At 72.3% G+C, this 24047-nt stretch carries 17 protein-coding genes; 3 read left to right on the top strand and 14 right to left on the bottom strand.

What is annotated here, in order from left to right; all coding sequences use genetic code 11:
• Nucleotides 1-90: 90 nt before the first annotated feature.
• From BM076_RS08385 to BM076_RS08370, 4 genes are all read right to left on the bottom strand, one after another.
• Nucleotides 91-1137 carry an ABC transporter permease gene (locus BM076_RS08385; protein ID WP_093712794.1) on the bottom strand — a complete coding sequence of 349 codons (1047 nt, stop codon included), beginning with the start codon at nucleotides 1135-1137 and terminating at the stop codon, nucleotides 91-93.
• Nucleotides 1134-2102, bottom strand: coding sequence for an ABC transporter permease (locus BM076_RS08380; RefSeq protein ID WP_093712793.1), 969 nt, complete (start codon nucleotides 2100-2102; stop codon nucleotides 1134-1136). The genes BM076_RS08385 and BM076_RS08380 overlap by 4 nt, the downstream gene beginning before the upstream one ends.
• Nucleotides 2099-3949, bottom strand: a complete 1851-nt coding sequence (locus BM076_RS08375; RefSeq protein WP_093712792.1) for a sugar ABC transporter ATP-binding protein — start codon at nucleotides 3947-3949, stop codon at nucleotides 2099-2101. The genes BM076_RS08380 and BM076_RS08375 overlap by 4 nt, the downstream gene beginning before the upstream one ends.
• 131 nt (nucleotides 3950-4080) lie before the next feature.
• Nucleotides 4081-5181: an ABC transporter substrate-binding protein gene (locus BM076_RS08370; protein ID WP_093712791.1), complete on the bottom strand. Its 1101-nt coding sequence runs from the start codon at nucleotides 5179-5181 to the stop codon at nucleotides 4081-4083.
• Between the two features lie 480 nt (nucleotides 5182-5661).
• On the opposite strand from BM076_RS08370, the gene BM076_RS08365 reads away from it, so the two are divergent.
• Nucleotides 5662-8106 carry an RICIN domain-containing protein gene (locus tag BM076_RS08365; RefSeq protein WP_093712790.1) on the top strand — a complete coding sequence of 815 codons (2445 nt, stop codon included), beginning with the start codon at nucleotides 5662-5664 and terminating at the stop codon, nucleotides 8104-8106.
• A gap of 74 nt (nucleotides 8107-8180) precedes the next feature.
• The gene (locus tag BM076_RS08360) at nucleotides 8181-10781 is read left to right on the top strand and encodes a glutaminase domain-containing protein (protein ID WP_218160059.1); all 2601 of its coding nucleotides are present in this window, start codon (nucleotides 8181-8183) and stop codon (nucleotides 10779-10781) included.
• 22 nt (nucleotides 10782-10803) lie between these two features.
• On the opposite strand, the gene BM076_RS08355 is transcribed toward BM076_RS08360, so the two are convergent.
• The 10 genes from BM076_RS08355 to BM076_RS08310 form a co-directional block, all read right to left on the bottom strand.
• Nucleotides 10804-11745 (bottom strand): endo alpha-1,4 polygalactosaminidase, encoded by a 942-nt coding sequence (locus tag BM076_RS08355; protein ID WP_245795856.1) that lies wholly within the window; start codon nucleotides 11743-11745, stop codon nucleotides 10804-10806.
• Nucleotides 11742-12455, bottom strand: a complete 714-nt coding sequence (locus BM076_RS08350; RefSeq protein WP_093712788.1) for a spherulation-specific family 4 protein — start codon at nucleotides 12453-12455, stop codon at nucleotides 11742-11744. Before BM076_RS08350 ends, BM076_RS08355 begins: the two co-directional genes overlap by 4 nt.
• Nucleotides 12452-13366, bottom strand: coding sequence for an NAD-dependent epimerase/dehydratase family protein (locus BM076_RS08345; protein WP_093712787.1), 915 nt, complete (start codon nucleotides 13364-13366; stop codon nucleotides 12452-12454). Before BM076_RS08345 ends, BM076_RS08350 begins: the two co-directional genes overlap by 4 nt.
• 6 nt (nucleotides 13367-13372) lie before the next feature.
• Nucleotides 13373-14086 (bottom strand): sugar phosphate nucleotidyltransferase, encoded by a 714-nt coding sequence (locus BM076_RS08340; protein WP_093712786.1) that lies wholly within the window; start codon nucleotides 14084-14086, stop codon nucleotides 13373-13375.
• Between the two features lie 108 nt (nucleotides 14087-14194).
• Complete coding sequence (locus tag BM076_RS08335) at nucleotides 14195-15196, bottom strand: GDP-mannose 4,6-dehydratase (protein WP_093712785.1); 1002 nt, start codon at nucleotides 15194-15196, stop codon at nucleotides 14195-14197.
• 117 nt (nucleotides 15197-15313) lie between these two features.
• On the bottom strand, nucleotides 15314-16891 hold the full coding sequence (locus BM076_RS08330) for a hypothetical protein (protein WP_093712784.1): 1578 nt from the start codon (nucleotides 16889-16891) through the stop codon (nucleotides 15314-15316).
• A gap of 8 nt (nucleotides 16892-16899) precedes the next feature.
• Nucleotides 16900-18534 (bottom strand): GT4 family glycosyltransferase PelF, encoded by a 1635-nt coding sequence (gene pelF, locus BM076_RS08325; protein WP_093712783.1) that lies wholly within the window; start codon nucleotides 18532-18534, stop codon nucleotides 16900-16902.
• A gap of 105 nt (nucleotides 18535-18639) precedes the next feature.
• Nucleotides 18640-20820: a hypothetical protein gene (locus BM076_RS08320; protein ID WP_093712782.1), complete on the bottom strand. Its 2181-nt coding sequence runs from the start codon at nucleotides 20818-20820 to the stop codon at nucleotides 18640-18642.
• A gap of 391 nt (nucleotides 20821-21211) precedes the next feature.
• Nucleotides 21212-21979: a peptidoglycan-binding domain-containing protein gene (locus BM076_RS08315; RefSeq protein WP_143120541.1), complete on the bottom strand. Its 768-nt coding sequence runs from the start codon at nucleotides 21977-21979 to the stop codon at nucleotides 21212-21214.
• A gap of 183 nt (nucleotides 21980-22162) precedes the next feature.
• Nucleotides 22163-22396 carry a hypothetical protein gene (locus BM076_RS08310; RefSeq protein ID WP_177246378.1) on the bottom strand — a complete coding sequence of 78 codons (234 nt, stop codon included), beginning with the start codon at nucleotides 22394-22396 and terminating at the stop codon, nucleotides 22163-22165.
• Nucleotides 22397-23488: 1092 nt separating this feature from the next.
• Here BM076_RS08310 and BM076_RS08300 point away from each other — a divergent pair.
• Complete coding sequence (locus BM076_RS08300; protein WP_093712779.1) at nucleotides 23489-23977, top strand: COG1361 family protein; 489 nt, start codon at nucleotides 23489-23491, stop codon at nucleotides 23975-23977.
• The last annotated feature ends 70 nt before the right edge of the window (nucleotides 23978-24047 follow it).

The raw sequence follows: 24047 nt of genomic DNA, 5'->3' as shown, positions 1-24047 counted from the left end.
TCTGCCGACCTCGTACCCAAGGCGCGGCGGTTCCGGCCTCAGTGTGCTGGAGCCCGTCCGCCGACATCACGACGGGCCCCTCCCGCCCCGTCAGGTGCCGCGCCGTGCGGCCGACAGATACCGCTGGGCGACGACCACCACGATGAGGAAGCCGCCGCTGACCACCGACTGGTACGAGGAGTTGAGCGAGCCGATCTGATTGATCAGATTCTGGATCACGCCGAGCAGCAGCACGCCCCACAGCGTGCCCGACACCGAGCCGGCGCCGCCGACCAGCAGCGTGCCGCCGATCACCACTGCGGAGATCGCGTCCAGCTCCATGCCCACACCGATGATGGTCACACCGGACGACAGCCGGGCCGCGTTGAGCGCGCCGGCCAGCCCCGCCAGCAGCCCGCTGAGCGTGTAGACCAGCACCTTCGTACGGGCCACCGGCAGCCCCATCAGCAGGGCCGCGTCGCCGCTGCCGCCGACCGCGAACAGCGCCTGGCCGAACGAAGTGCGTTGCAGCACCAGGCCGCCGACCGCGAACAGCGCCAGCGCGATCAGCACCGGGTAGCCGAAGCCCCACACCGCGCCGCTGCCCAGTTCCTTGAAGGCCGAGCCGCGCGGCACCAGATACGTGGTGGCGCCCTCGTGGGTGAGCGCGAGCAGCAGGCCGCGCGCGCCGAGCAGTGACGCGAGCGTCACGATGAAGGGCGCCATCCCGGCCTTGGCGACCAGGAACCCGTTGAAGGCGCCGATCGCCCCGCACACCGCGAGCGGTACCAGCAGCGCCGGCAGGAAGCCGTACTGCGAGGCCCAGGCGGCGAGCACACCGCCGAGCGCGAACACCGAGCCGACCGACAGGTCGATGCCGCCGGTGACGATCACCATCGTCATGCCCAGCGCCACGATCGACAGGAACGACGCCTGGATCGTGATGCCGCGGGTGTTGTCGAGGGTGGCGAAGGAGTCGAAGACGAAGGACGAGATCACGCAGAGCAGGACCAGCACGGCCAGTACGCCCTGGCGCTGGAGGAGTTCGGCGGCGCGCTGGCGGCCGGACGGGCGCGGGTCGGCGGTCACCGGCAGCGGCGCGTCGCCGGCCACGGCGGGCGCGGGCGCGGGGGCGGTTGCTTTCACGAGGGCTTTCATCGGGATCGACGCTCCCGGGCGACGTAGACGGCGACGAGGATGATGCCCGCCTGGACCATCTGGGCGGTGGAGTCGTGCAGATTGTGGGTGACCAGGGTGGCGTGCAGCAGTTGCATCAGCAGCGCGCCGAAGACCGTGCCGAGGACCCGGACCGAGCCGCCGGTCAGCGGGGTGCCGCCGACCACGACGGCGGTGATCGCCGACAGCTCCATCAGATTGCCCAGCGACGACGGGTCGCTCGCGGTCAGCCGCGCGGTGGCGAGCACGCCGGCGAGCGAGGCCAGCACGCCGCACAGCACGTACACCCCGATCAGCACCCGTTTGACGGGGAGACCGGCCAGTGTGGCGGCGGCGCGATTGCCGCCGATGGCGACCAACTGGCGTCCGAAGGTGGTGCGTTGGACGAGGAAGGCGACCAGCAGTGCGAGCACGCCCGCGATCAGTACGACGATGGGGATGCCGATGACGCTGTTGGTGCCGAGGTCCAGCAGATTCTGGTTCTCGATCTGCTTGAGCTGTCCGTCGGCGATCACCAGGGCCAGGCCGCGGCCGCCGACGAACAGGGCGAGGGTGGCGACGATCGGTTGCAGTCCGACCAGGGCCACCAGCGAGCCGTTGACCAGGCCGACCAGGATGCCCGCGAGCAGCGCCACCAGCAGCGAGGGCAGCAGCCCGTACCCGAGGTAGAGCGGCAGCACCGAGCTGGCCAGCGCCATCGTGGAGCCGACCGACAGGTCGACGCCCTCGGTGCCGATCACCAGCGCCATGCCGAGCGCGACGATGACGACGGGGGAGACCTGGACGAGCTGCGTGCGCAGATTGTCGGTGGTCATGAAGTGGTCGGTGAAGATCCAGTTGAAGATCAGCAGCGCGGCGACCGCGGCGTACACGCCGTAGCGCTGCAGCCAGTCCGCCACGCGCGGCCGGTCGATGCCGCGGGGCAGTGAGTACGGGGCCGCGGTCATCGCGGATCCTCCTTCGCGGTGGCGCTTCCGGCTCCGCCGGGGGTGTCGGGCGTGGACTGCGGCTCGCCGTCGGCAGGCGGCGCCGGCGCGGCGGCGGTTCCGGTTCCGGTGCCGGCGGCGGATTCCGGCGGCGCGTCGGGCGCCGTGGTCTTCGTCAGCGGGCCGGGCGCGGCGTCCTGCGGCCCGGCCGCGGCCTCGGCCTCGGCTTCCGGCGCTTCGCCGGCGTCGTCGGTACTGTCGCCGAAGTCGCTGTGGCTGTCCCCGTCGTCGCTGTCCCCGGTCTCGGCCAGGACGGCGAGCAGCGCGTTCTCCTCCACGTCGTCGCCGGTCAGTTCACCGGCGACCGCTCCGGCGCGCAGCACCACGATCCGGTCCGCGCCCTCGACCAGTTCCTCGATGTCGGAGGAGATCAGCAGGACGGCGAGGCCCTCGCCCGCGAGGTCGTCGATCAGCGACTGCACCTCCGCCTTGGCGCCGACGTCGATGCCGCGGGTCGGCTCGTCCAGCAGCAGCACCTTGGGCTCCAGGCACAGCCAGCGCGCCAGCAGCACCTTCTGCTGGTTGCCGCCGGAGAGTTCGCCGACCTTCTGCTCGGGGCCCGCGGCCTTGATCCGCAGCCGCTTCATGAAGATCTCGACGATCCTGTCCTGCTTCTGCCGGGAGACGATCCCGGCGCGGGACAGCCGCGGCATCGCGGCCAGCACGATGTTCTCCCGCACCGACAGGCCCGGCACGATGCCCTCGGCCTTGCGGTCCTCGGGCAGCATGCTGATGCCGGCCCTGATCGCGGCGGACGGGGTGAGCCGGCGCAGGGCGCGTCCGCCGACGCTGATCTCGCCGCCGTCCAGCGGCAGCGCCCCGGACAGCGCCTTGGCGGTCTCGCTGCGGCCCGAGCCCAACAGGCCGCCCAGGCCCAGCACTTCACCGGGGTGCAGCTCCAGTGCGATGTCCTGGAGCTGGTGACGGCGGGTCAGGCCGCTTGCGGTGAGCACCGGTTGGCGGTCGGCCGTGTGCCCCTCCCCGAAACTCGTGGCGCCGTGCCTGCGCACCTCGGCGATCTCCCGGCCGAGCATCAGCGAGACCAGCCGCACCCGGTCGGTGTCGGCCAGGTCGCCGCTGTGCACCAGGCGCCCGTCGCGCAGCACGGTGACGCGGTCGCAGATCCGGTACAGCTCGTCCATCCGGTGGCTGACGTACAGGATCGAGATACCGCGCTCGTGCAGTTCGCCGATCACCCGGAACAGCGTTTCGACCTCGCGCGGCTCCAGCGACGAGGTGGGCTCGTCCATCACGACCACCCGGGCCTGTACGGAGACCGCGCGGGCCAGCGCGACCATCTGCTGGGTGCCGATGCCCAGGGTGTGCAGCGGGCGGCGCGGGTCGGCGGTGATGCCGAAGCCGCCGAGGAGTTCGGCGGTCTCCCGGTGCATCCGGGGGAAGTCGATCAGGCCGAAACGGTTCTTCGGCTCCCGGCCCAGGAAGATGTTGCGGGCGACGCTCATCAGCGGGACCAGGTTCACCTCCTGGTAGATGGTGGAGATACCGGCCCGCTGGGCCTCGTGCGGGTGGTGGAAGGCGCCCGGCTCGCCGGCCAGCCGCAGTTCGCCGTCGTCCGGCCGGTAGACCCCGGTGAGCAGCTTGATCAGGGTCGACTTGCCCGCCCCGTTCTCCCCGACCAGCGCGTGGATCTCGCCCTGGCGCAGGGTGAAGGAGACATCGTCGAGCGCCACCACGCCCGGGAAGCGTTTGCTGACGCCGACGGCCTCCAGGACGGCCCCGGGCGCCGGCGGCGGGCTCGGCGGGCCGGGTGGCGCGGACTGGGCCGCTGCGGCTTCGGGTGGTGCCATGGTCGTGGCCTTCCGGGGTCGCGGTGGATCGGGCGAGTGGTGCGGCGTACGGCGGGGAGGCACCCCGCCGTACGCCTGCTTTCAGGGGGCGGCGCGGACCGGCCGCGCCGCCGCGCCCTCCTGAGGGAGGGTCAGAACGCGCCGCCGACCGAGGACTTGGCGTTGGCCTCGTCGTAGGCGCGGTCGGAGATGATCACGTCCTCCGGGATCGCCTCGCCGCCGTAGAACTTCTGCGCGGTGGCGAAGGCCAGCGGGCCGAAGCGCGGGTTGGACTCGATGACCGCGTTGTACGTGCCGTTGACGATCGCCTGGACGGCGTTGCGGGTGCCGTCCACCGAGACGATCTTGACGTCCTTGCCCGGGTTCTTGCCGGCGCTCTTGAGCGCGGTGACGGCGCCGAGGCCCATCTCGTCGTTCTCCGCGTAGACCGCGGTGATGCCGGGCTTGGACTGGATGAGCTGCTCCATCACCTGCTGGCCCTTGTCCCGGGTGAAGTCGCCGGTCTGCTGGGCTACGACCTTCAGTCCGGGCGCCTTCGCGGCGATCTCGTCGAGGAAGCCCTTGGTGCGGTCGGTGGTCACGTTGTTGCCGGACGAGCCGAGCAGGATCGCGACCTGGCCCTTGCCGCCGGTCGCCTTGATCATGGCGTCCGCGGCGCGCTGGCCCTGCTTGACGAAGTCCGAGCCGAGGAAGGTCACATAGTCCTTGCAGGACGTGGCGTTGATCTTCCGGTCGATGGTGATCACCGGCACGTGCTTGGCGGCGGCGGCCTTCAGCGCCGGGTCCAGGCCGTCGGAGTTCAGCGGCGCGACGATCAGCAGCTGCGCGCCCTGCGCCAGCATGTCCTGGATGTCGCTGATCTGCTTGGGCAGTTGGGACTGCGCGTCGGTGGTGAGCAGCTTCTTCACGCCGAGCTTGGCGGCCTCGTCCTTGATGGACTTGGTCTCGGCGATACGGAAGGGGTTGTCCTCCTTCTCCGACTGGGAGAAGCCCACCACCGCGTTCTTCAGGTCGAGCTTGGGCGCGCCGTACGCCGTCAGGGTGCAGCCCGCGCCGGAGGACGCCGTCGGGTCCGTGGTGACCTGCTGCTGGGCCGCCTGGTCCGACGCGCTGGAGGAGGCGTCGGCCTTGTTGTCGCTGGACTCCGACTTGGAGCAGCCGGTGGCGGCAACGCCGACGGTGGCCAGCAGCATGCAGGTGGCGGCCAGTACGCGGGTTCTGTGGTTCGTCATGCTCACGACACTCCTTGGTCGCGACGGCAGCGGCCGTCGGGTCGTACGTGGATCCGGCGCCGCGGGGCCGGGAGGCTACGGGCGGGTGCGCTTCCGGGGCCCGGTAGGGCTCCCCGACGAGGCGGTATGACGTGCGGAGATGGCGGCACTCCGAGGCGGGAACGCCCGTTCCCTCGCTCGGCTTTACAACGTTATATACGCGCGGCGGCAGGTCGACAACCCGTCGTCCGCGATGTTTCCAAAATGCTTCCGGCGGTCGCATGCCCTCCCCGGACCACGGGTGCGACTGCGCGGCACAACTTCTGTCGATGGTCTGGACATGACCAACCACGCGTGCTGTCATTCCGGATGGCACCGCCCTTTCCAACGTGGGAAATTTCTAACGTTGGAAGGTGATCACCCCGTCAGGGCCAGTCACGGCCGAGGTCCGCAGGCACGCCCCCGCCGCGCCCCGGCCGCCGTCAGCAGGAGCCGCCCCCCATGCCCCTGAACCGCCGTCAGTTCGCGCTCACCGCACTCGCCGCCGGCACCGCAGGTCTCCAACTGCGGCTGGCCGGCGGCGCACAGGCCGCCCCCACACCGGCCACCGCCAAGGTCGCCCCCGCCCGCGGCGGGCTCTACTCGCCCAATGCCGCGCCGCTGGCCCCCACCGCCTTTCTGCGGCTGCCGCCCGGCGCCGTCACCGCGCGCGGCTGGCTGGACGGCCGGCTCCGCCAGCAACTGGCGGGCCTGTGCGGCCGGTACGCCGACATCTCGCACTTCCTCGCCATGGACACCAGCGGCTGGGCGCACCCGGACCGGGTCGGCTGGGAGGAAGTGCCGTACTGGCTGCGCGGCTACGTCGACCTCGCTGTGCTCACCCAGGACGCCACCGCGCTGGCCGCCGTACGCCGCTGGATCGACGCGATCGTGGCGACCCGGCAGTCCGACGGCTTCTTCGGGCCGACCGCGCTGCGCACCTCGCTCGGCGGCGGCCCCGACTTCTGGCCGTTCCTGCCGCTGACCTGGGCGCTGCGCAACTGGCAGGAGTACAGCGGCGACACCCGGATCATCCCGCTGCTGTCCGCCTTCTTCCGCTACATGAACGCCCAGGGCCCCGGCGCCTTCAACCAGAGCTGGGTGTCGGTGCGCTGGGGCGACGGCCTGGACAGCGTCTTCTGGCTCTACAACCGCACCGGCGACAGCTTCCTGCTCGACCTCGCCGACAAGATCCACGCCGGCGGCGCCAACTGGGTCAACAACCTGCCGACGCTGCACAACGTCAACATCGCCCAGGGCTTCCGGGAGCCGGCGCAGTACGCGCTCCGCTCGCCGTCCACCGCGCTCACCCAGGCCGCGTACCAGAACTACACCGCCGTGATGTCCGCCTACGGCCAGTTCCCCGGCGGCGGGTTCGCCGGCGACGAGAACGCGCGGCCCGGGTTCGGCGACCCCCGGCAGGGCTTCGAGACCTGCGGCATCGTCGAATTCATGGCCAGCCACCAGCTGCTCGCCCGGATCACCGGCGATCCGGTGTGGGCCGACCGCTGCGAGGACCTGGCCTTCAACTCGCTGCCCGCCGCCCTGGACCCGTCGGGCAAGGGCGTGCACTACATCACCAGCGCCAACAGCGTCGATCTGAACAACACGCCCAAGACCCAGGGGCAGTTCCAGAACGGCTTCGCCATGCAGTCCTTCCAGCCCGGCGTGGACCAGTACCGCTGCTGCCCGCACAACTACGGCATGGGCTGGCCGTACTTCACCGAGGAGCTGTGGCTCGCCACCCCCGACAAGGGCCTGGCCGCCGCGATGTACGCGCCCAGCAGCGTCACCGCGAAGGTCGCCGACGGCACCGCCGTCACCGTCACCGAGACCACCGACTACCCCTTCGCCGACACGATCACCCTGAAGATCGGCGCGCCGAAGGCGCTGCAATTCCCGCTCTATCTGCGGGTCCCCGGCTGGTGCTCCGCCCCGCGGATCACCGTCAACGGCCAGGCGGTGAGCGCCCCTTCGGGACCGGCCTTCACGAAGATCAGCCGCACCTGGAAGAACGGCGACACCGTCACCGTCCAGCTCCCGCAGTCCACCACCGTCCGCACCTGGTCCGCCAACGGCGGCGCCGTCTCCGTCGACCACGGCCCGCTCACCTACGCGCTGAGCATCGGCGAGAACTACGTGCAGTACGGCGGCAACGCCGAATTCCCCGAGTACGAGGTGCACGCCACCACGCCGTGGAACTACGGTCTCGCCCTGGACTCCGGCGCGCCCGCCTTCAGCCGGTCCGGCGGCTCGCTGCCCGCCGACCCCTTCACGCACGACGGCACCCCGGTACGGATCACCGTGCCCGCCAGGAAGATCGACGAGTGGAAGGCCGACGGGCAACAGGTCGTCAACCCGCTCCAGACCAGCCCGGCCCGCAGCACCAACGCCGTCGAGACCGTCACGCTGATCCCGATGGGCGCCGCCCGGCTGCGGATCTCCGCCTTCCCCACCGCCACCCCCGACGGCCACCAGTGGTCGCCGACCGGCGACTACCGCAGGATCCGCAACAAGAACTCCGGCAAGCTCATGGGCGTCGACCTGATGTCCACCGCCAACAGCGCCCATGTGGTGCAGTTCGACGACAACGGGACCGCCGACCACCTGTGGCAGCTGATCGACAACGGCGACGGCTGGTACCGCATCCGCAACCTCAACTCGCAGAAGGTGCTGGGCGTCGACCTGATGTCCACCGCCAACAGCGCCCATGTGGTGCAGTTCGACGACAACGGGACCGCCGACCACCTGTGGCAGCTGATCGACAACGGCGACGGCTGGTACCGCATCCGGAACCTGAACTCGGGGAAGGTGCTGGGCGTCGACCTGATGTCCACCGCCAACAGCGCGCCCGTCGTGCAGTACGACGACAACGGCACCGCCGACCACCTGTGGCAACTGCTCTGAGCTGCTGGCCGGTTCACCGCCTCCCGCTCCGAAACGCCGTCTCCATCCCCCCACTTCACAAGGACGGACTCCGAGTGACCCCCGACGACCCCAGAACCGCGCGCCCCGCAGCCGGCGCCGGCCCCGGCCGGCGTGACGTCCTGCGCTGGAGCGCCGTACTGACCGCCGCCGCGGCCGGCGGCGGCTGGCTCACCACCGCTCCCGCGCGGGCCGCGGCGCCCCCGGCCGCACCGTCGGCCTCGACCTTCAGCCCGCTGCGCCCGCCCGCCGTCCCGCTGGCCGTCCGTTCGCCGTACCTGTCGACCTGGCTGCCCGCCGACAGCCTCGCCGGGACCTGGCCGACTTTCTGGACCGGCCACATCACCGCGCTCTGCGGCCTCGCCCGGATCGACGGCGCCGCGTACGTCTTCCTCGGCGCGCCCGCGCTGCCCGGCGGGCCGTCCCTGACCACGATGCAGCAGGACTCCCTCCAACTGACCGCCACCCGCTCGGTCTACCGGCTCAGCGGCGGCGGGGTGACACTGACCGTCACCTTCTTCTCACCGGTCGACCCCGGCAACCTCCAGCGGCAGTGCGTACCGCTCAGCTACGTCACCGTGCAGGCCGCGAGCAACGACGGCCGCTCGCACACCGTGGACGTCCACCTCGACGCCTCCGGCGAATGGGTGCACGGCGACACCGCGACGCCCATCACCTGGGACCGGACGACCACCGGCCGGATGACCGTACTCAGCGCCGAGCCCGCCTCGCCCGGCGTGCTCGCCGAGACCGGCGACCAGGCGTCCTGGGGCCGGCTGGTACTGGCCACCGCCACCAACAGCGCGGTCACCAGCCAGATCGGGCAGGACACGGTGGTGCGCGCCGCCTCGGCCGGCACGGGGCGGCTGGACGGCTCGGTGGACACCGCCGAACCGCGCGCCATCAACGACCGCTGGCCGGTGCTCGGCCTCAACCGGGACTTCGGCACCGTCGCCTCCGGGACGCCGTCACCCGAATTCACCGTCGTCCTCGGTCATGTCCGCACCCCGGCCGTCACCCACCTGGGCACACAGCTCCAGCCCTGGTGGACCCGGCAGTGGAGCTCCTGGACCGCGATGGTCGACTGGTTCGACGCCGACCGCGCCGCCGCGCAGACCGCCGCGACCGCGCTCGACCAGAAGATCCACGACGAGGCCGTGGCGGCCGTCGTCGGCGGCACCACCGGCGACCACTACGCGGCCGTGTGCGCCCTCGCGCTCCGCCAGGCCGTCGCCGGCACCGAACTGGTCGACCGGAACGGCAGCCCCTGGGCGTATCTGAAGGAGATCTCCTCCAACGGCGACATGTCCACGGTGGATGTGATCTACCCCGCCTTCCCCGCCTATCTCTACCTCTCCCCGGCCTATCTGCGGCTGATCCTCGAACCGCTCTTCGACTACGTCGAACACGGCGGCTGGACCCAGGACTTCGCGCCGCACGACCTCGGCACCTACCCCAACGCCTTCGGCCGCGCCGACGGCAACGAGGAGAGCATGCCGGTCGAGGAGTCGGCCAACATGCTCATCATGGTCGCGGCCGTCGTCCAGCGGCTGCCCGCCGCCGACGGCGCGGCCTACGCGGGCGCCCACTACGCGGTGCTGCGCCGCTGGGCGGAGTATCTGGTCGCCAACACCCTCGACCCCGGCTACCAGAACCAGACCGACGACTTCACCGGCTTCATCGCGCACAGCGCCAACCTCGCGCTCAAGGGCATGGTCGGCATCGGCGCGATGGGCGTCATCGCCGCCGCCACCGGCAACACCGCCGACGCCGCCCGCTACCGCTCGGTCTCCCGCGGCTATCTGAGCCAGTGGACGACGCTCGCCCAGGATCCTTCCGGCACCCACCTCAAGCTCGCCTACGACCAGGACGGCACCTGGAGCCTGAAGTACAACGGCTTCCCCGACCGCCTGCTCGGCCTCGACCTAGTCCCGGTCGGCTTCGCCGAACAGGAGGCCAACTGGTACGCCTCGCACGCCGGGACGTACGGCATCGAACTGGACCCGCGCAACGACTACACCAAGGCCGACTGGGAGCTGTGGACCGCGGCCTGGCTCGCCGACCGCCCGAACGCCCGCGACCTGCTGATCAACGGCGTCTACAACTACGCCAACACCACAGGCCAGCGTGTGCCGTTCAGCGACTGGTACGTGGTCGCCAGCGCCGCGCAGCGCGGCTTCCAGTCCCGCCCGGTGGTGGGCGGCGCGCTGGCGCTGCTGCTGGAACCGGCCGTGTCCACCGTCGTGTGGTGCCGGATCCAGAACCGCAACTCCGGCAAGGTGCTGGCCGTCTCCAACATGTCCCGCGCCGACACCGCCGAGGTCACGCAGTACACCGACAACGGCACCCCTGACCATGTGTGGACCGTCGTCGACAACGGCGACGGCACGGTGCGGATCATCAACCGCAACAGCGGCAAGGCGCTCGCCGTCCACGACCAGAGCACCGACGACGGCGCCCACGTCCAGCAGTACCAGGACAACGGCACGCCCGACCACCTGTGGCGGATCGTGGACAACGGCGACGGCTGGTCGAAGATCGTCAACGTCCGCTCCGGCAAGGTGCTCGCGGTCGACGGCATGTCGCAGGCCGACAGCGCGCAGGTCACGCAGTGGTCCGACAACGGCAGCGCCGACCATCTGTGGCGGATGATCTGAGCGAGGGGCGATTCGCAGGGGCTCAGCAGGGGTCGCGCCACGCGTCCAGCGACAGGTGCTTCACCATCGAGCTGAGCCCCAACCGCCGTGCCTGCGGGCAGAACTGACCGGTCTTCAGTTTGTACTCCACATGGAAGACCGGTTTGCCCGCCGCGATGAACGGCGTCATCCGCGCGCACTCGTCGTACTGCGCGCACTCCTCGTTGACCGCGAAGTCGAAGTCCTTCACCAGCGTGGTCACCTGGTCGACGTCGTTCTTCAGCCCCACCGCGAGCCCGCGCTCGTGCGCGAGGGAGGCGATCATCCGGTTGTACGCGAGCTGCTGACCGCCCGTCAGCGGAAAGCCGGTGGTGTTGGCGTAGCCGTCCAGCAGATCGGGCTCCACCGCGTCGAAGCCCTTCTTCACGCACATGTCGAAGCGGGCGGCCATCAGCGGGCGCAGCACGTCGATCCGGCGGATGTCGAGCCAGCGCTCGCCGTCCCAGCCGTCGCCGTCGCCGCGCACCGAGGCCGGGAAGTCCTTGGCGTCGGGCCTGAAGGACTCCCACGCGCCGACATTGATGTAGCAGATCACCTTGCGCCCGGCCGCGTGCAGCCGCCGCACCACGTCCGCGCCGTTCTCGAAGCCGTCGATGTCGTAGACCGGCACGTCCACCGAGGTGTCCACGGTTCCGCTGAGCTGCCACTGCCAGGGTGTCCCGGCCTTCGGGTGCCAGTAGGCGGGCGCCGACTTCGCGCCGCCCGACGGGGAGGCCGGAGTGCCGCCGGGCGCACGGCCGGGCGCGCTCGTCGCTGGCCCGGTCGTCCGCGTCGCCGATGGCCCGCTCGACGGCGTACCCCCGTCGTCGGTCCGGTCGCCGCCACCGCTGTCGCCGCCGGACGAGGAGCAGCCCGCGAGCACCAGCAGCAGGGCCACCGCCACCATGACGGCGTGGCGGCCTGTCGTACGGCGTGCGCGGCTCATACGGCGCCCCCGGCCGGCACGGGCACGCTCTGCCACGGATTCGGCGGCACACCGGGCACCGCGCAGTGCACGCCCGCACCGCGTACGGCCGCCATCCGGCCCGCCCGTACGGCGAGACCGTCCGGCACCCCGTGCACGAGGTGGCAGAAGCGGGCCGCCGGGTGGCCGGCCGTCCAGTGCGGGACCGTCAGGTGCTGGTAGTCGTCCCAGCTCCCCTCGAAGGTGACGAGCAGATCGGCGATGCGGGCGTATCCGGGATCGGGGTGCACCCCTGGATTGAACACCACGGTGCGCGCCCCGCAGAGCCGCGCCGTCCTGGCGAGCCACCGGTAGTACGCCACCTGCCGCGCGCCCGACGCGACCCGGTCGAAGAACACCCCGTCGGTGGCGTACCAGGCCCGGTGCCTGCGCAGATCCCGGTAGACGGCGTGCGTCGGGCGGTCGGCGTAGTCGGTGTCGACATAGCCGAGCAGCCGCACCCCGGCCCGCCGCAGCCGCGCCGCGGCCGCCGCGTACACCGGGTCCGGCCGCTCGCCCGGCCCGTCGGCGGCATTGAGCACCGCCCCGTACAGCCCGGGCGCGGCGTCCTCCAGGGCCCGCCACGCCGACGGGTCCACCACCGGGTGGACGTACAACGGCACGAGCAGCGAGCCCCGGCCGGACGGCGGCGCCGGGGGACCGGCGGGAAAACCATGGAACGCACTGCTCACGGCGACGATCCTGCCAGTTCTCCCGGTACGGCTTCCCACAGGGCGGTCAGCGCGTCCCGCAGCGTGCGGGCCGGCTGCCAGCCCAGCGCGTACGCCGCCAGCGTGATGTCCGCCTGGTGCCAGGACACCCCCGCCGACCGCTCCGAGCCCCGGCCCGACTCCTCCAGCCTCCCCGCGAAGCCGCTGACCGCCGCCAACTCCTCCGCCAGTGAACGTACTTGAGTGGCCCGGCCGGAGCCGATGTTGACCACCGGCGGCAGGCTGCCGGGCGCGGCCACCGCGAGCGCCACCGCGTCCGCCACATCGTCGGCGGCCACGAAATCGCGGTATGCGGCCAGGCTGCCGGTGCGCACCACACCGCCGCGCGGCGCCTCCCGGAAGGCGGCGGCCAGCCGGCCGGGCAGACCGGAGACCGGCGAGCCCGCGCCGACCGGGTTGAACACCCGCAGCACCACCGCGTCGAGCCCGGAGCCCGTCACGGCGAGGGTGCCCGCGAGCTTGGCCGCGCCGTACACGCCCTCCGGCCGGGCGGGCGCCGACTCGGCGAGCGCGCTGCCGGGCGCGGCGGGCCCGTACTCCGCCGCCGAGCCCAGATGCACCAGCCGCGCCGACGGCGCCCCCAGCGCCATCGCCTCGCACAGGACGGCGGCCCCCCGCGCGTTGGTCGCGCACAGCGCGGCGGCGGAGCCCGCCGCCACCCCCGCGCAGCACACCACCGCGTCGGGGGCCAGCGCGGCGAGCCGCCGGGCCAGGACATCGACCGGCACCGTCGCCAGATCGGCGGTGAGATCGAGTCCTGCCCCGCGCCCGCCGCGCAGGATCCGCGCACCGGAGATCCGTCCGAGCCGTGCGACGACCCGGGAGCCCAGGAAGCCGCCCGCACCCAGTACGAGGATCCTCGTCCGTGTCATGGCCGCTCACGCCCCCTTGAGCAACAGGCCGCGACGGCTGCTGAATTCGGCGTTGGCCCGGTCGTAGTCGTCGGGGCGTCCGATATCGAGCCAGTAGCCGTCGAAGTCGAAGGCGCGCGGCTCCTCACCGGCCGCCAGCAGCGCGAGCACCACCTCGTCGAAGCCCAGCGGCAGTCCCGGGGTGAAGCGGTGCAGCGTGGAGCGGGACACCCCGTACACGCCCATCGACACCCGGTAGTCCATGCTCGGCTTCTCGGTGAAGGCCACCACCCGCCCGTCGTCGGTGCTGAGCACCCCGAAGTCGATGCTGACGGTACGGGCGTAGGTGGCGATGGTCAGCGGCGCGCCGGATTCGCGGTGCTGTCCGAGCACCGCCCCGAAGTCCAGGTCGGTGAGCACATCGCCGTTCATCACCAGGAAGTGCTCGGGGAGTTGGTCGAGCATGGTGAGCAGCGGCCCCATCGTGCCCAGCGGGCTGTCCTCGGTGACGTAGTCGACCTCCAGGCCCCACTGGGAGCCGTCGCCGACGTACGCGCGGATGATGTTGCCGAGATGGCCGATGGCGATGGTGCAGCGCCGGAAGCCGGACCCGGCGAGCTGCCGCAGCACGATCTCCAGGATCGCGTGGCTGTCGCCGATCGGCACCAGTGGTTTGGGCAGCGCGGTGGTGTACGGCCGGAGCCGGACGCCCTTGCCCCCGGCGAGAATGACAGCGTGCATGGTGGTCCCCCCTGCGGTCGGGTGTAGCGGGTGTACGGGTGACGTGGTGGTGTGCGGGTGACGCGGGTGATGCGGGTGACGTGCTGTGCGCGGCGTGCTGATGGACCGTCAGACGTTGTAGGTGCCGGTCTTGTACCGGGCCAGGTGCGCCGGGTCGCGGAAGAAGTCGATGGTGTGGCTCAGGCCGTCCTCCAGGCTGTGCGCGGGGCGCCAGCCGGTGGCCTCGCGCAGCCGGGTCGCGTCGCAGACCAGCCGCATCACCTCGGAGGCGGCCGGCCGCAGCCGCTGGGCGTCCTCCCGGACCAGCAGTTCGGTGTCCATGAGCTTGCCGATCAGCCGGACCAGGTCGCCGATCGAGATCTCGCCGCCGGTACCGGCGTTGAAGGTCCGGCCGACGACCTTCTCGGCGGGCGCGGTGCCGACCGCGACGAAGGCCGAGGCGGTGTCGCCGACGTACATGAAGTCCCGGGTCGGGCGGAGGTCGCCGAGCGTCACCTCGCGCTCGCCCGCCGCCACTTGGCCGATCACCGTCGGGATGACGGCGCGCATCGACTGGCGCGGTCCGAAGGTGTTGAACGGCCGCAGCGTCACCACGGGTGTGCCGAAGCTGGCGTGGTAGCTGTCCGCAAGCCGGTCGCCGCCCGCCTTGGACGCCGCGTACGGCGACTGCGTGACGATCGGGTGGTCCTCGGTGATCGGTACGGTCTGCGCCGTGCCGTAGGTCTCGCTGGTCGAGGTGTGCACCAGCCGCGGGATGCCCAACTCCCGTACGGCCTCCAGCACGTTGAGGGTGCCGGACACATTGGTGTCGACGTAGCTGCGCGGCGCGCGGTACGAGTACGGGATCGCGATCAGCGCGGCCAGGTGGTAGACGGTGTCACTGCCCGCCACCAGGTCACGGACGGAACCGGAGTCGCGGACGTCGCCGAGCACCACCTCGACGCGGTCCAGCACGTCGGGCGCGAGCAGTTCCAGCCAGCCGTGCGAGGCGAACGAGTTGTACTGCACCATCGCGCGGACGCGACGGCCCGAGGCGACCAGCGCCTCCACCAGGTGCGAGCCGATGAAGCCCTCGGCGCCGGTGACGGCGACGGGTGTCTCAGTGGACACGGATGGATCTCCTTCTGCGGAAGGTCGGTTGGTGGTTCGGTCGGTTGTGTTCCGGCCGCCGGGTGTTCCGGTCGGTGGGTGTTCCGGGTCGATCGGTCGGGCGGCCGGCGGCGCCGGTCAGCGGTGGGTCGTGACACGGCCGGTCATGGTGACGGCCACGGCGAGCAGCACGGCGGCGGCGCCCGCGCACACCAGGCCGAGGACGGCGCCGGTGCCCGCGACCCGCGCCGCCAGCAGGACGAGCGCGGTCAGCGCGGCGCCGGCGAGCACATAACTCCCGGTCCATTCACGGCCGCAGGACTGGAGCAGCAGCGACAGCCAGAGGGTGCCGCCGAGGGCCAGCAGCACCGACAGACGCGCCGGATTCCACGCGGCCCCGCCCGGCACCGCCGCGGCCTCGGCGGCGGCCAGCGCCACGAGCGCGACGACGTACAGCGCGAGACAGCCGGCCAGCACCCGCCAGCAGGTGGCGAGCAGCCGCTGGTGCACGGTCGTCGCGCGCAGCGCCGCCAGGCACCGGCCGCGGAAGCGGAACAGCAGCCATTCCGCCACGCCCATGCTCACCGTCAGCGCGGCCACGAACTCACCGGTCAGGGCGGCCGTGACCACCAGCGTCCCGCCCGCGAGCCCGGCCACACCGTGCGGCAGGGACAGATACGGCGACAGCGGCTTCGCCTCCGTCTCGCCGTCGTCGGCGCGCCACAAGTGCCGTGCTGCCCGCGGCAGTTGACGCCAGCCGAACGCCGGACCCGCACCGGCGCCGCTACCGGGTGCGGCCTTCCCCTCGGCGGCCCGGGCCCGCAGCCTCGCCCGCAAGGGGACGCGGGGGCCGGTCGCCGGTTGCGGAGCCCGGCCGGTCAGGGCGGTGCGCAGCGCCGTGCCGAGGGCAGCGGCGGCGGCGCCCGTCGCGGTGGCGATCAGTACGGCGGCGACCGCGGCCGACGACAGGCCGCTCGCACCGCACGCCACCGCGACGGCCAGCGGCGTCAGTACGTACAGCAGTGAGCGTTCGCGGCCCAGCACCAGCAGGGCGGTCGCGGCCGCGACATACACCGACTGACCGGCGGCGAAGGCCAGCGCGGGCAGCCGGCCCGGGCCCGCGACGGCCGCCGCGGCCAGCGTGGCGAGCGTGGCGCCGGCCGCCGCGCCGGTGACCACGCACCGCGCGGCGGCCCGCGACCGGCCCGTCATCAGGTACAGGTGCGCCCGGTGGGCGAGCGCCTGGTTCCAGCCCCAGCCGCACAGCGCCGCCGCACCCCACGCGGCGACCGCACGCGACACCCCGAACGGGCCGTCGTCGTCACCGGCCCAGCGCCCGCCGAGGACGTAGGCGACGCCCGGCAGTGTGAAGGTGAGGCCGCGCAGGACGCACCGCCACACGTCCACCTGCCACGGGTCGGCGCCGGGCTCCGGCTCCGGGAAGCGGCGCGGCACCGTCTCGAACAGCTCGCGCGCCAGCGAGAACAGATCGGGGTGCCCGTAACGGCCGGTGATCTGCTCGTCGGTGAGCCCCTCGGACTCCAGTACCGCCGCGATCTCGTCGGGGTGCACGGCCGCGGAACACGCCGCCGACAGCCGCTCCGCCAGCTCCGCGACCGGATCGCCGACCGCCCAGGACGGCACCCGGCGCGGCCGGGGCGGTTCGGGCAGCGCGCCCGCCTCGCCCCCGCCGCCCAGCCGGCTGATCAGGGACATCGGCCCGCTCACCGGGCGCCGCCCGCGGCCCGTACGCCGAGCGCGAGCCCGCCGTCGTCCGCCGCGCTCCCCGCCCCTGCCATGGCTGACGTATCGTCAAATCCCGCTTCCTGGCGCCAGATCCGCGACATCCAGGTGACGCCGCCGTAGATCCGCGCGGTGCGGTGCTCGGTACTGCTCAGACCGGTGTAGATGCCGCGGAAGGCGTCGATCGTCTGCCGCAGCGTGAACTGGTCGATCACCCGCAGCCGGGCCTCCCAGCCCATCGAGGCGCGCCGCGCCGGATCGCGCAGCAGCTCCAGGGCCGCGTCGGCCATCGCCCGCGGATCGCGCGGCGGCACCACCAGACCGGTGTCGCCGACCGCCTCCCGCACCCCGCCGACATCGGTGGACACCGTGCAGCGCCCGCAGGACATGGCCTCGATCAGAGTGAAGGGAAAGCCCTCGCTGATGCTGGAGAGCATCACGACCTGCCCGGCGGCGTACGCGGTCCTGATGTCGTCCACCCGGCCCTCGAAGGTCACCGCCCCGGCCGCGCCCAGTTCCGCGGCCAGCGCCTCGCAGCGCTCGCGGTACGCCTCGCCGCCGCGCGGAGTGCCGCCGAAGATCCGCAGCCGGGCCGCGGGTATCTCGCCGCGGACCAGCACGAAGGCGCGGATCAGCGTCTCCAGGTCCTTGATCGGGTCGATCCGCCCGGCCCAGCTGAGCGTCGGCACCTCGGGCTCGGGCCCGGCCATCGGGAAGGCGCCCGGATCGACCCCGTTGTAGACGGTCCTGATCCGGTCGGGCGCGGCGCCGCCGTGCTCCTCCCACCGCCGGTTGTAGCGGTTGCCCGGGGTGATCAGGGCGCTGCTGCGGTAGGTCTCGCGGGCCAGCAGCCGGAAGAAGTTGAGCAGCAGCGCCTTCACCGGCCACCGGTACGGTCCCGTGCGGTAGCCGAGATAGCGCTCGCGCTGGTAGACGCCGTGCTCGGTGAGCAGCAGCGGTGTGTCGTGGCGTTCGTGCGCGACCAGCCCGGGCAGCGTGGCCAGCCCGCCGCTGACGGCGTGGGCGACAGGACCCGGCGGCGGTACGGCGGCCAGCGGGCGCAGCGCGTGCTCCAGCAGATCGACGGCGGCCAGCGCGTCGGCCTGGGTGGGTACGGCCGCCGCCACCGTCGTACCGGGCCTGCCCCACAGCCGGATCAGCGTACGGACCGCGTCCTCCGACCGCAGCCCCGCGGACAGCGCGCCGTGCGCCGCCCATCCGGCGAGCGCGTACAGCTCGGGCCCGAAGGCGGCGTCGGAACCGTGGCGGGCGCCGTCGCCTCCGTCGGTGCCGTCTTCGTGCAGCAGCGCGCGCAGGAAGCGTTCCCACGAGGCGAGGAAGGCCCTGCGGTCCCGGCCGCGCGGCGCCCTGCCGTCCGGCGCGGGCCCCCACAGCGGCACCGTCTCGACCGCCGTGACCTGGGCCGGCAGTGACCAGGCGAGCGGCTCACGGCCGGTGCCGGTGACCGCGACGACCGAGAATTCGATGTCCGGCATCCCCTGGACCAACTGGTCGCACCACACGCTCACCCCACCCGGGCTGTGCGGATACGTTCCCTCGGTCAGCAGCGTCACGCGCGTGGTGCGCGCCGGCCGCCCGCCGAGGATTGCGTGCATGGAAATGGTGTCCCCCCTGGACGTGTGCGTACCGCGGGTGCGCCGTTGACCGGGCGGCGCCCCGGTGCCGCGGGCGGGGCGAAGGCCGCCCCGCCCGCGGGTCGTTCACCTGGCCGCCGTGGCCCCGGGCCCCGGGGGCACCGCGTCCTTCACGCCCTTGGGCACCGGCAGGTGGCCCACCGACGCCTTGATCCTGACCGTGCCGAGCGAGACGTTCAGCCGCAGCGGCGCCGGCGCGGTGCCGGACGGCAGCGTGAGCGACACATTGCTCTGCAACGCTCCGGGCAGCGTCCAGCCGGACACCTTGCCCGCGTACGCCCCGCCGAAGGCGGTGGTGCCGAGCAGTTGGGCCTGCCGGGTGCCGGCCGGCATCGTGGCGCTGATCTGGACCCCGCTCGGCGCGCTCACGGTGACCGTGTCGCCGATCCGGTAGCCGGTGACATGACCGCCCTTCCACGCCGTGTCCCACGCCGCCCTGCGCTGCAGTTCGACGGCGATGTCCGACGTCCGCAGATTGACGGTGGGCGTGTTCGCGGCGAAGAGGTTGGCGTAGTCGCCGAGGATGCGCTCCAGCACCGGATAGGCGATCCGGTCCTCGGCGAGGTTGGACTGGTGCATGAAGTGCGGCCGCGGATTGTTGGCCAGGACGTGCCCGAGGTCGATCTTGGCCTCGAGCGGCACGATGTACGACGCGTAGCCGGTGCTGGTGTCCAGCGGCGCGAGCAGGCAGGTGGAGTTGCCGGAGGTCGCGCAGGCGCCGCTGCCGCCCTGGGCGAGGTTGGTGTAGATCCAGTTGTACTCGTCGGTCTCCTCCTGCGCCGTACCGGCGTTGTAGAAGACGTTCATCGGGAAGCGCGGCACGGTGACCGCGGGTCCGACCTGGCGCTGGCCCGGGTCGCGGGAGTTGTCGCTCGCCAGGTACTTCACGCCCAACTGGCTCAGCGCGGGCGCGAGGTTGGGATTGTCCACCGGCTGCTGCGGGAGCACCTTCAGACCGGAGTGCTCACCGGTCACCAACTCCTGGTTGTTCAGCGACAGTCCGTGCTGGCTCGCCCAGGTGCGGTTGTCCTGCACCTGCGAGGTGATCTCGGACTTGCTGACCCAGGTGGTGTTGCCCGATGCGTCGGTCTCGCACACCCACGGCACCACGCTGACGTCCTGGACGCAGCCCAGGAAGGGGTGCAGATAGGTGTGGTTGACCCAGCGGTAGGTGTTCTTGTCGGCGACGAGCTGATCGGCGAGCGGGTCGACGGTGGTGTCGTGGTCGGACTTCCAGTCCTCGCTGCCGCCGCCGTTGAAGACGAAGTCGAGGGTGAAACCGTGGTCCTGCGACCACTGCTTGGCGTACTGCGCGTCCGCGGCGGTCATCCGGATCGGATTGGTGTCCTCGCCGGTCCCGATCGGGCAGTCGACGTCGCCCGGCGTGCAGTTGAGGGTCGAATTCCAGCGGTCGTCGGCGAGGAAGACGTCGTCGACCTGGACCTCGAAGTAGTTGCGGTCGGCGCCGAGGTGGATGCCCCGGGTCATCCACTCCACGATGCCGCGGGCCAGCAGCCGGAACTGCTGCTGGTACTGGTTGTAGACGAACGGGATGACCAGTTCGTCGCGGCCGTCGTGGCTGTACTGCCCGACCAGGACGCCGCGCGCGGAGCTGTCCGGGATCGGCGCGTCCACCAGCGTGGTGAAGGCGGCACCCGGCGCCTGGGTGGCCAGCGGTGTCGCGAGATAGCCGTAACTCTCCGACTGGTACGGGTCGTTGTCCTCGAAGGGCACCGCGCCCTTGAGATAGCCGAAGTCACCGGCGGTGCCCTGCGCGGTCACGTGGCCCTGTACGCCGTCGAGCTGGCCGATGTAGCCGGGACTCGTCGCGTAGTTCAGACCCACGGTGGGCTGTGCGTAGGTGTACGCGTCGACCTGTCGGATGCCGAAGGTCGTCTCGTACGCCACCAGCGCGGCCATCTCCGACGAACCCGCTCCGAACGGGTTGTCGTTGGGCAGCACCACCGCCTGGAACTTGGCGCGCGGCCGTCCGTTCACGGTGTCACTGAGATACCCGGCGTCGATGGTCGGCCGGCCCGCCTGATAGAGGTCGATCGTGGTGTACGGGGTCCCCGCCCCGTCCAGTTCCGCGGTGATGGCCTCCGTCGCCGGACCTCCGTCGTCGACGACCAGCACCCGCAGATCGACACGGGGTGTCACCGCGGCGTGCGCCCCGGACGGCGCCACCCCCAGGGCCACCAGTACCGCCGCAGAACCCAAAGCGGCAGCACGCAATGCTCTGCCCATAGTTTTCCTCCCCCGGAAGGCGGCCGCACGTCGGCGTTGCGCCTTCCCACTGGCAGCGGCCGAACCCCGGCCGCAATTACGGGGACCATCGTGCGGCACGGTGCGGAGGTCTTGTGACCATTCTGCGGAGGTGGCTGGAACGCATGGCACACGGAACGCCGTGATCCGGTACGCGCACGGCGCTGACCTGCGCATTCCATTCATGTCATGAGCACGATGCGCCGATATCATCGACCTGATTGGTGAATCATCGCTCGGATTTTCGAACTTCTCGACTACGGTCGCAAAAGTCCGGCCGGATGATGGAAAATGAGCGGATGCTGATCGAATGGAATTCCCGGGAAACGCCAGGAATACGCCACGGGTATGCGGGGCGTATCGCGGCCGTGAATTACGAGGTCAGCGCTGCGCGCGTACAGGGTCCGTAGACGCCGTACGGATCGCAGGTGAGGCCGCGGTCCTTCTGCACCTGCGTCACACCACGCACAGTAGCGTCGTCGTACAACCCCGTGAGTGCTACATAGGTGAACCCCTGCGCGAACAACAGCCGCTGAAGGTCGGTCACATCCGATCCGGAGTCACCCGATCGCAGGGTGCGGGGAGTTGGCGGTGCGGACGTCGGCGCGGTGGTGGTGCCGGCGGTGGCGGTCGGGGGCCCGGCGGGGAGCGCGGGGGAGGGCGTCCCGGCGCCGGCCGTCGGGCTGACGGAGGCCGACGGCGTACGGCTCGGGCGCTCGTCGGCCGCGGGCGACCTGCTGGTGCGCGGCCGCTCCGAGGACGGCAGGGGCGGGGCGGCGCGGCCGGATATGCCGTCGTCGCCCACCGGCCGACTGCTTGTCGGCCGCGGCTCGGGCTGTTCGGGCGCCGTCGGCCCCGGCGGCTGCGGCCACACCTGCCAGGCGATCACCGCGGCCAGGCCCACCGCCGCGATGGCCAGCGAACCCAGCAACAGCGGGCGGTCGCGCAGCCGTTCGCGCCGGTCCGGGCCGGCCGCCGTCCCGCCGGTGTCCGCGGCGGCGGGGAACACCACATCGATCACGTCCGGCGGCTGCTCGCCCGCGTCCCGCGACACGGGCGCGGCGACCGCCGTTCCCGCACCGTCCGGCCGCTGCGGGCGGTCATCACCCGCTCGCCGCCGACCCGTTGTGTGATCGTCCATGGTCATCACCGGTTCCACTCACGCCGCTGCCGAGCCGTCCTACCGCGTCACCTATGTGGTATCAGCAGTCGCAGTGGCACCGTGCGTGATCCGCGGTTGTCGCCCGCGGCCGGGCCCGAGGCGGCAGAATAACCGTTTCTGCTGAGGGCCCGGCGCGGCGGGGTGCGGCAAACCGCCCGGCGGTCAGTACGTCGGCGGCGGTGGCGGCACCGGATTCGGCTCCGGTGTCGGCGGCACCGGGTCGGGCGCGGGACCGGGCGGCACCGGCTCGGGCCCCGGCGGCGTCGGCACCGGATCGGGCGCGGGACCCGGAGTCGGCCCCGGCACCGGCGACGGGAACGGATCGGGACCCGGCGCCGGATCGGGCCGGCCGGGCGGCGGAGGCGCGGGGAACGGGTCGGGGACTGGGCTGGTCATCTCGGGCTCCCTGCCATCGGTGCGGGGCCCTTCGGTCGAGTCCCGCGGCTGGACACCACACGTACCCGGTCCGGGCCGAGGCATGCCGGTGCCCATCCTGTGCGGTTGCCCTGTGGGCTCGTTCTGCGCGGTCATCCTGCGCGCCCCGGTCGCACACCCCCGCGCGCGCTCCCGTGGGAGTGAACCGCGCCGGCGCCCGGAACTGCGCGCCAGCGGCGCGTGTCTGTCCGGTCGAAGCGACCGTGGCGGAAGGAGCCGGTGATGGCGGAGGACTGGGAAGAGCTGCGGGAGCCGGGGCTGGTGCAGGTGGTGATCACGTCGTGGGACGAGTCCAGTGCTTATCGCGTCTTTGACGCGTTGGTCGACCGGTTTCCTCGCACCGGGCCGCCCGGGGGTGCCCCGGATCCCCTCTCCGGTCTTGTCGTCCTCACCGTCCGCACCCCCACCGACCCCCCTCCGGGGCGCGGCTCCCCTCCGGGCGAGGGCGCCCGATAGGGGCCGCGGGCCCCGGTCCCCGCACCTCTGCGGAAGGGGGTGCCCCTTTCAGGGGCGCGGGGACGCGGCGCTGCGCCGGCGGAAGTGGGTGCCCGATAGGGGCGCGGGGACGCGGCGCTTGCGGAGGAGGGTGCCCCATCAGGGGCGCGGGGAACTGCGCGCCCAGCCGCAGCGCGCCTTCGGACAAAAACCGCCCCCAGCGGGGCAGACGCTGTTGTTTTTGCGACCACCGGGCCGGTGGGGGTGGGCCGCGCAGTTCCCCGCGCCCCTGATGGTTGCCGTCCCTCCGCAGGAGAAGCGCACCGCCCTCCGCGGGAGACCTCAGGCACCCCACCCCCGGAGGGGCACCGTCCTCCGCGGAAGACCTCAGGCACCCCACTCCCCCCGGAGGGGCGCCGCACTCCGCGGGAGGGAGGTTCACCCGGATGGGGGTGCTGGGGGCGGGCCGGGCCGGGGGGCCAACGGCCAGGGCAGAGCCGGGAATCGGGCGCCCGGGGGAGAGGCCGGGCAACAACCGCGCGCAAGCGCGGAGCGGCGGCAGCCGGTGGGATGCAAGGAGCGCGGCCCCCCGGGCCGCCCCGGCCCCCGGAGAGACCCATGCGCGCTGGACGCACGACCCCCCTTCTCCTCGCGGCAGCGATCCTCGCCGTCACGGCGCCCGCGGCGCTCGCCGACTCCAACATCACTTCCTTCGGCTTCAGCGTCTCGCCGACGACGGTGGCGCCCGGTGCGAAGGTGACGCTGACCGCCACCGACTGCGCGAGCCAGGCGACGGCCTCGGCGCCCGCCCTCTTCGACGACGTCACGCTCGGCAAGGGCGACGGACCCGGCCAGACCGCGACGGTCACCGTCGACTCCGACGCCAAGCCGGGCGCCCAGTACGACGTCACCTTCACCTGCGGCAGCGAGCGCGGCACCACCCCGCTGACCATCAGCACCGGCCGCACCACGCCGATCGGCACCGTCAAGACCGGCGTCGGCGGCGGTGTCTCCGGCCCCAACGCGGCCGAGATCCTCGCGGGCGCGGTCCTGGTCGGCGCCGCGGGCGTGATGGTGGTCCGCCGCAGGCGCGCCTCGCGCGGCTGACGGCCGGCGATGGCGCGGGAGGCGCGGGAGGCAGAGGAGGACGCCGCGGGGCGGCGCCAGAAGGGCACGC

Source organism: Actinacidiphila alni, from assembly GCF_900112845.1.
GTDB lineage: Bacteria > Actinomycetota > Actinomycetes > Streptomycetales > Streptomycetaceae > Actinacidiphila > Actinacidiphila alni.
Note: the sequence above shows the minus strand (reverse complement) of the source record. Positions and strands in the feature narration are given on the sequence as shown.

Coding starts and splice junctions, on each gene's coding strand:
- BM076_RS08385 (WP_093712794.1), bottom strand. CDS start 1,137: ATGAAAGCCCTCGTGAAAGCAACCGCCCCCGCGCCCGCGCCCGCCGTG.
- BM076_RS08380 (WP_093712793.1), bottom strand. CDS start 2,102: ATGACCGCGGCCCCGTACTCACTGCCCCGCGGCATCGACCGGCCGCGC.
- BM076_RS08375 (WP_093712792.1), bottom strand. CDS start 3,949: ATGGCACCACCCGAAGCCGCAGCGGCCCAGTCCGCGCCACCCGGCCCG.
- BM076_RS08370 (WP_093712791.1), bottom strand. CDS start 5,181: ATGACGAACCACAGAACCCGCGTACTGGCCGCCACCTGCATGCTGCTG.
- BM076_RS08365 (WP_093712790.1), top strand. CDS start 5,662: ATGCCCCTGAACCGCCGTCAGTTCGCGCTCACCGCACTCGCCGCCGGC.
- BM076_RS08355 (WP_245795856.1), bottom strand. CDS start 11,745: ATGAGCCGCGCACGCCGTACGACAGGCCGCCACGCCGTCATGGTGGCG.
- BM076_RS08345 (WP_093712787.1), bottom strand. CDS start 13,366: ATGACACGGACGAGGATCCTCGTACTGGGTGCGGGCGGCTTCCTGGGC.
- BM076_RS08340 (WP_093712786.1), bottom strand. CDS start 14,086: ATGCACGCTGTCATTCTCGCCGGGGGCAAGGGCGTCCGGCTCCGGCCG.
- BM076_RS08330 (WP_093712784.1), bottom strand. CDS start 16,891: ATGTCCCTGATCAGCCGGCTGGGCGGCGGGGGCGAGGCGGGCGCGCTG.
- pelF (WP_093712783.1), bottom strand. CDS start 18,534: ATGCACGCAATCCTCGGCGGGCGGCCGGCGCGCACCACGCGCGTGACG.
- BM076_RS08320 (WP_093712782.1), bottom strand. CDS start 20,820: ATGGGCAGAGCATTGCGTGCTGCCGCTTTGGGTTCTGCGGCGGTACTG.
- BM076_RS08315 (WP_143120541.1), bottom strand. CDS start 21,979: ATGGACGATCACACAACGGGTCGGCGGCGAGCGGGTGATGACCGCCCG.
- BM076_RS08310 (WP_177246378.1), bottom strand. CDS start 22,396: ATGACCAGCCCAGTCCCCGACCCGTTCCCCGCGCCTCCGCCGCCCGGC.
- BM076_RS08300 (WP_093712779.1), top strand. CDS start 23,489: ATGCGCGCTGGACGCACGACCCCCCTTCTCCTCGCGGCAGCGATCCTC.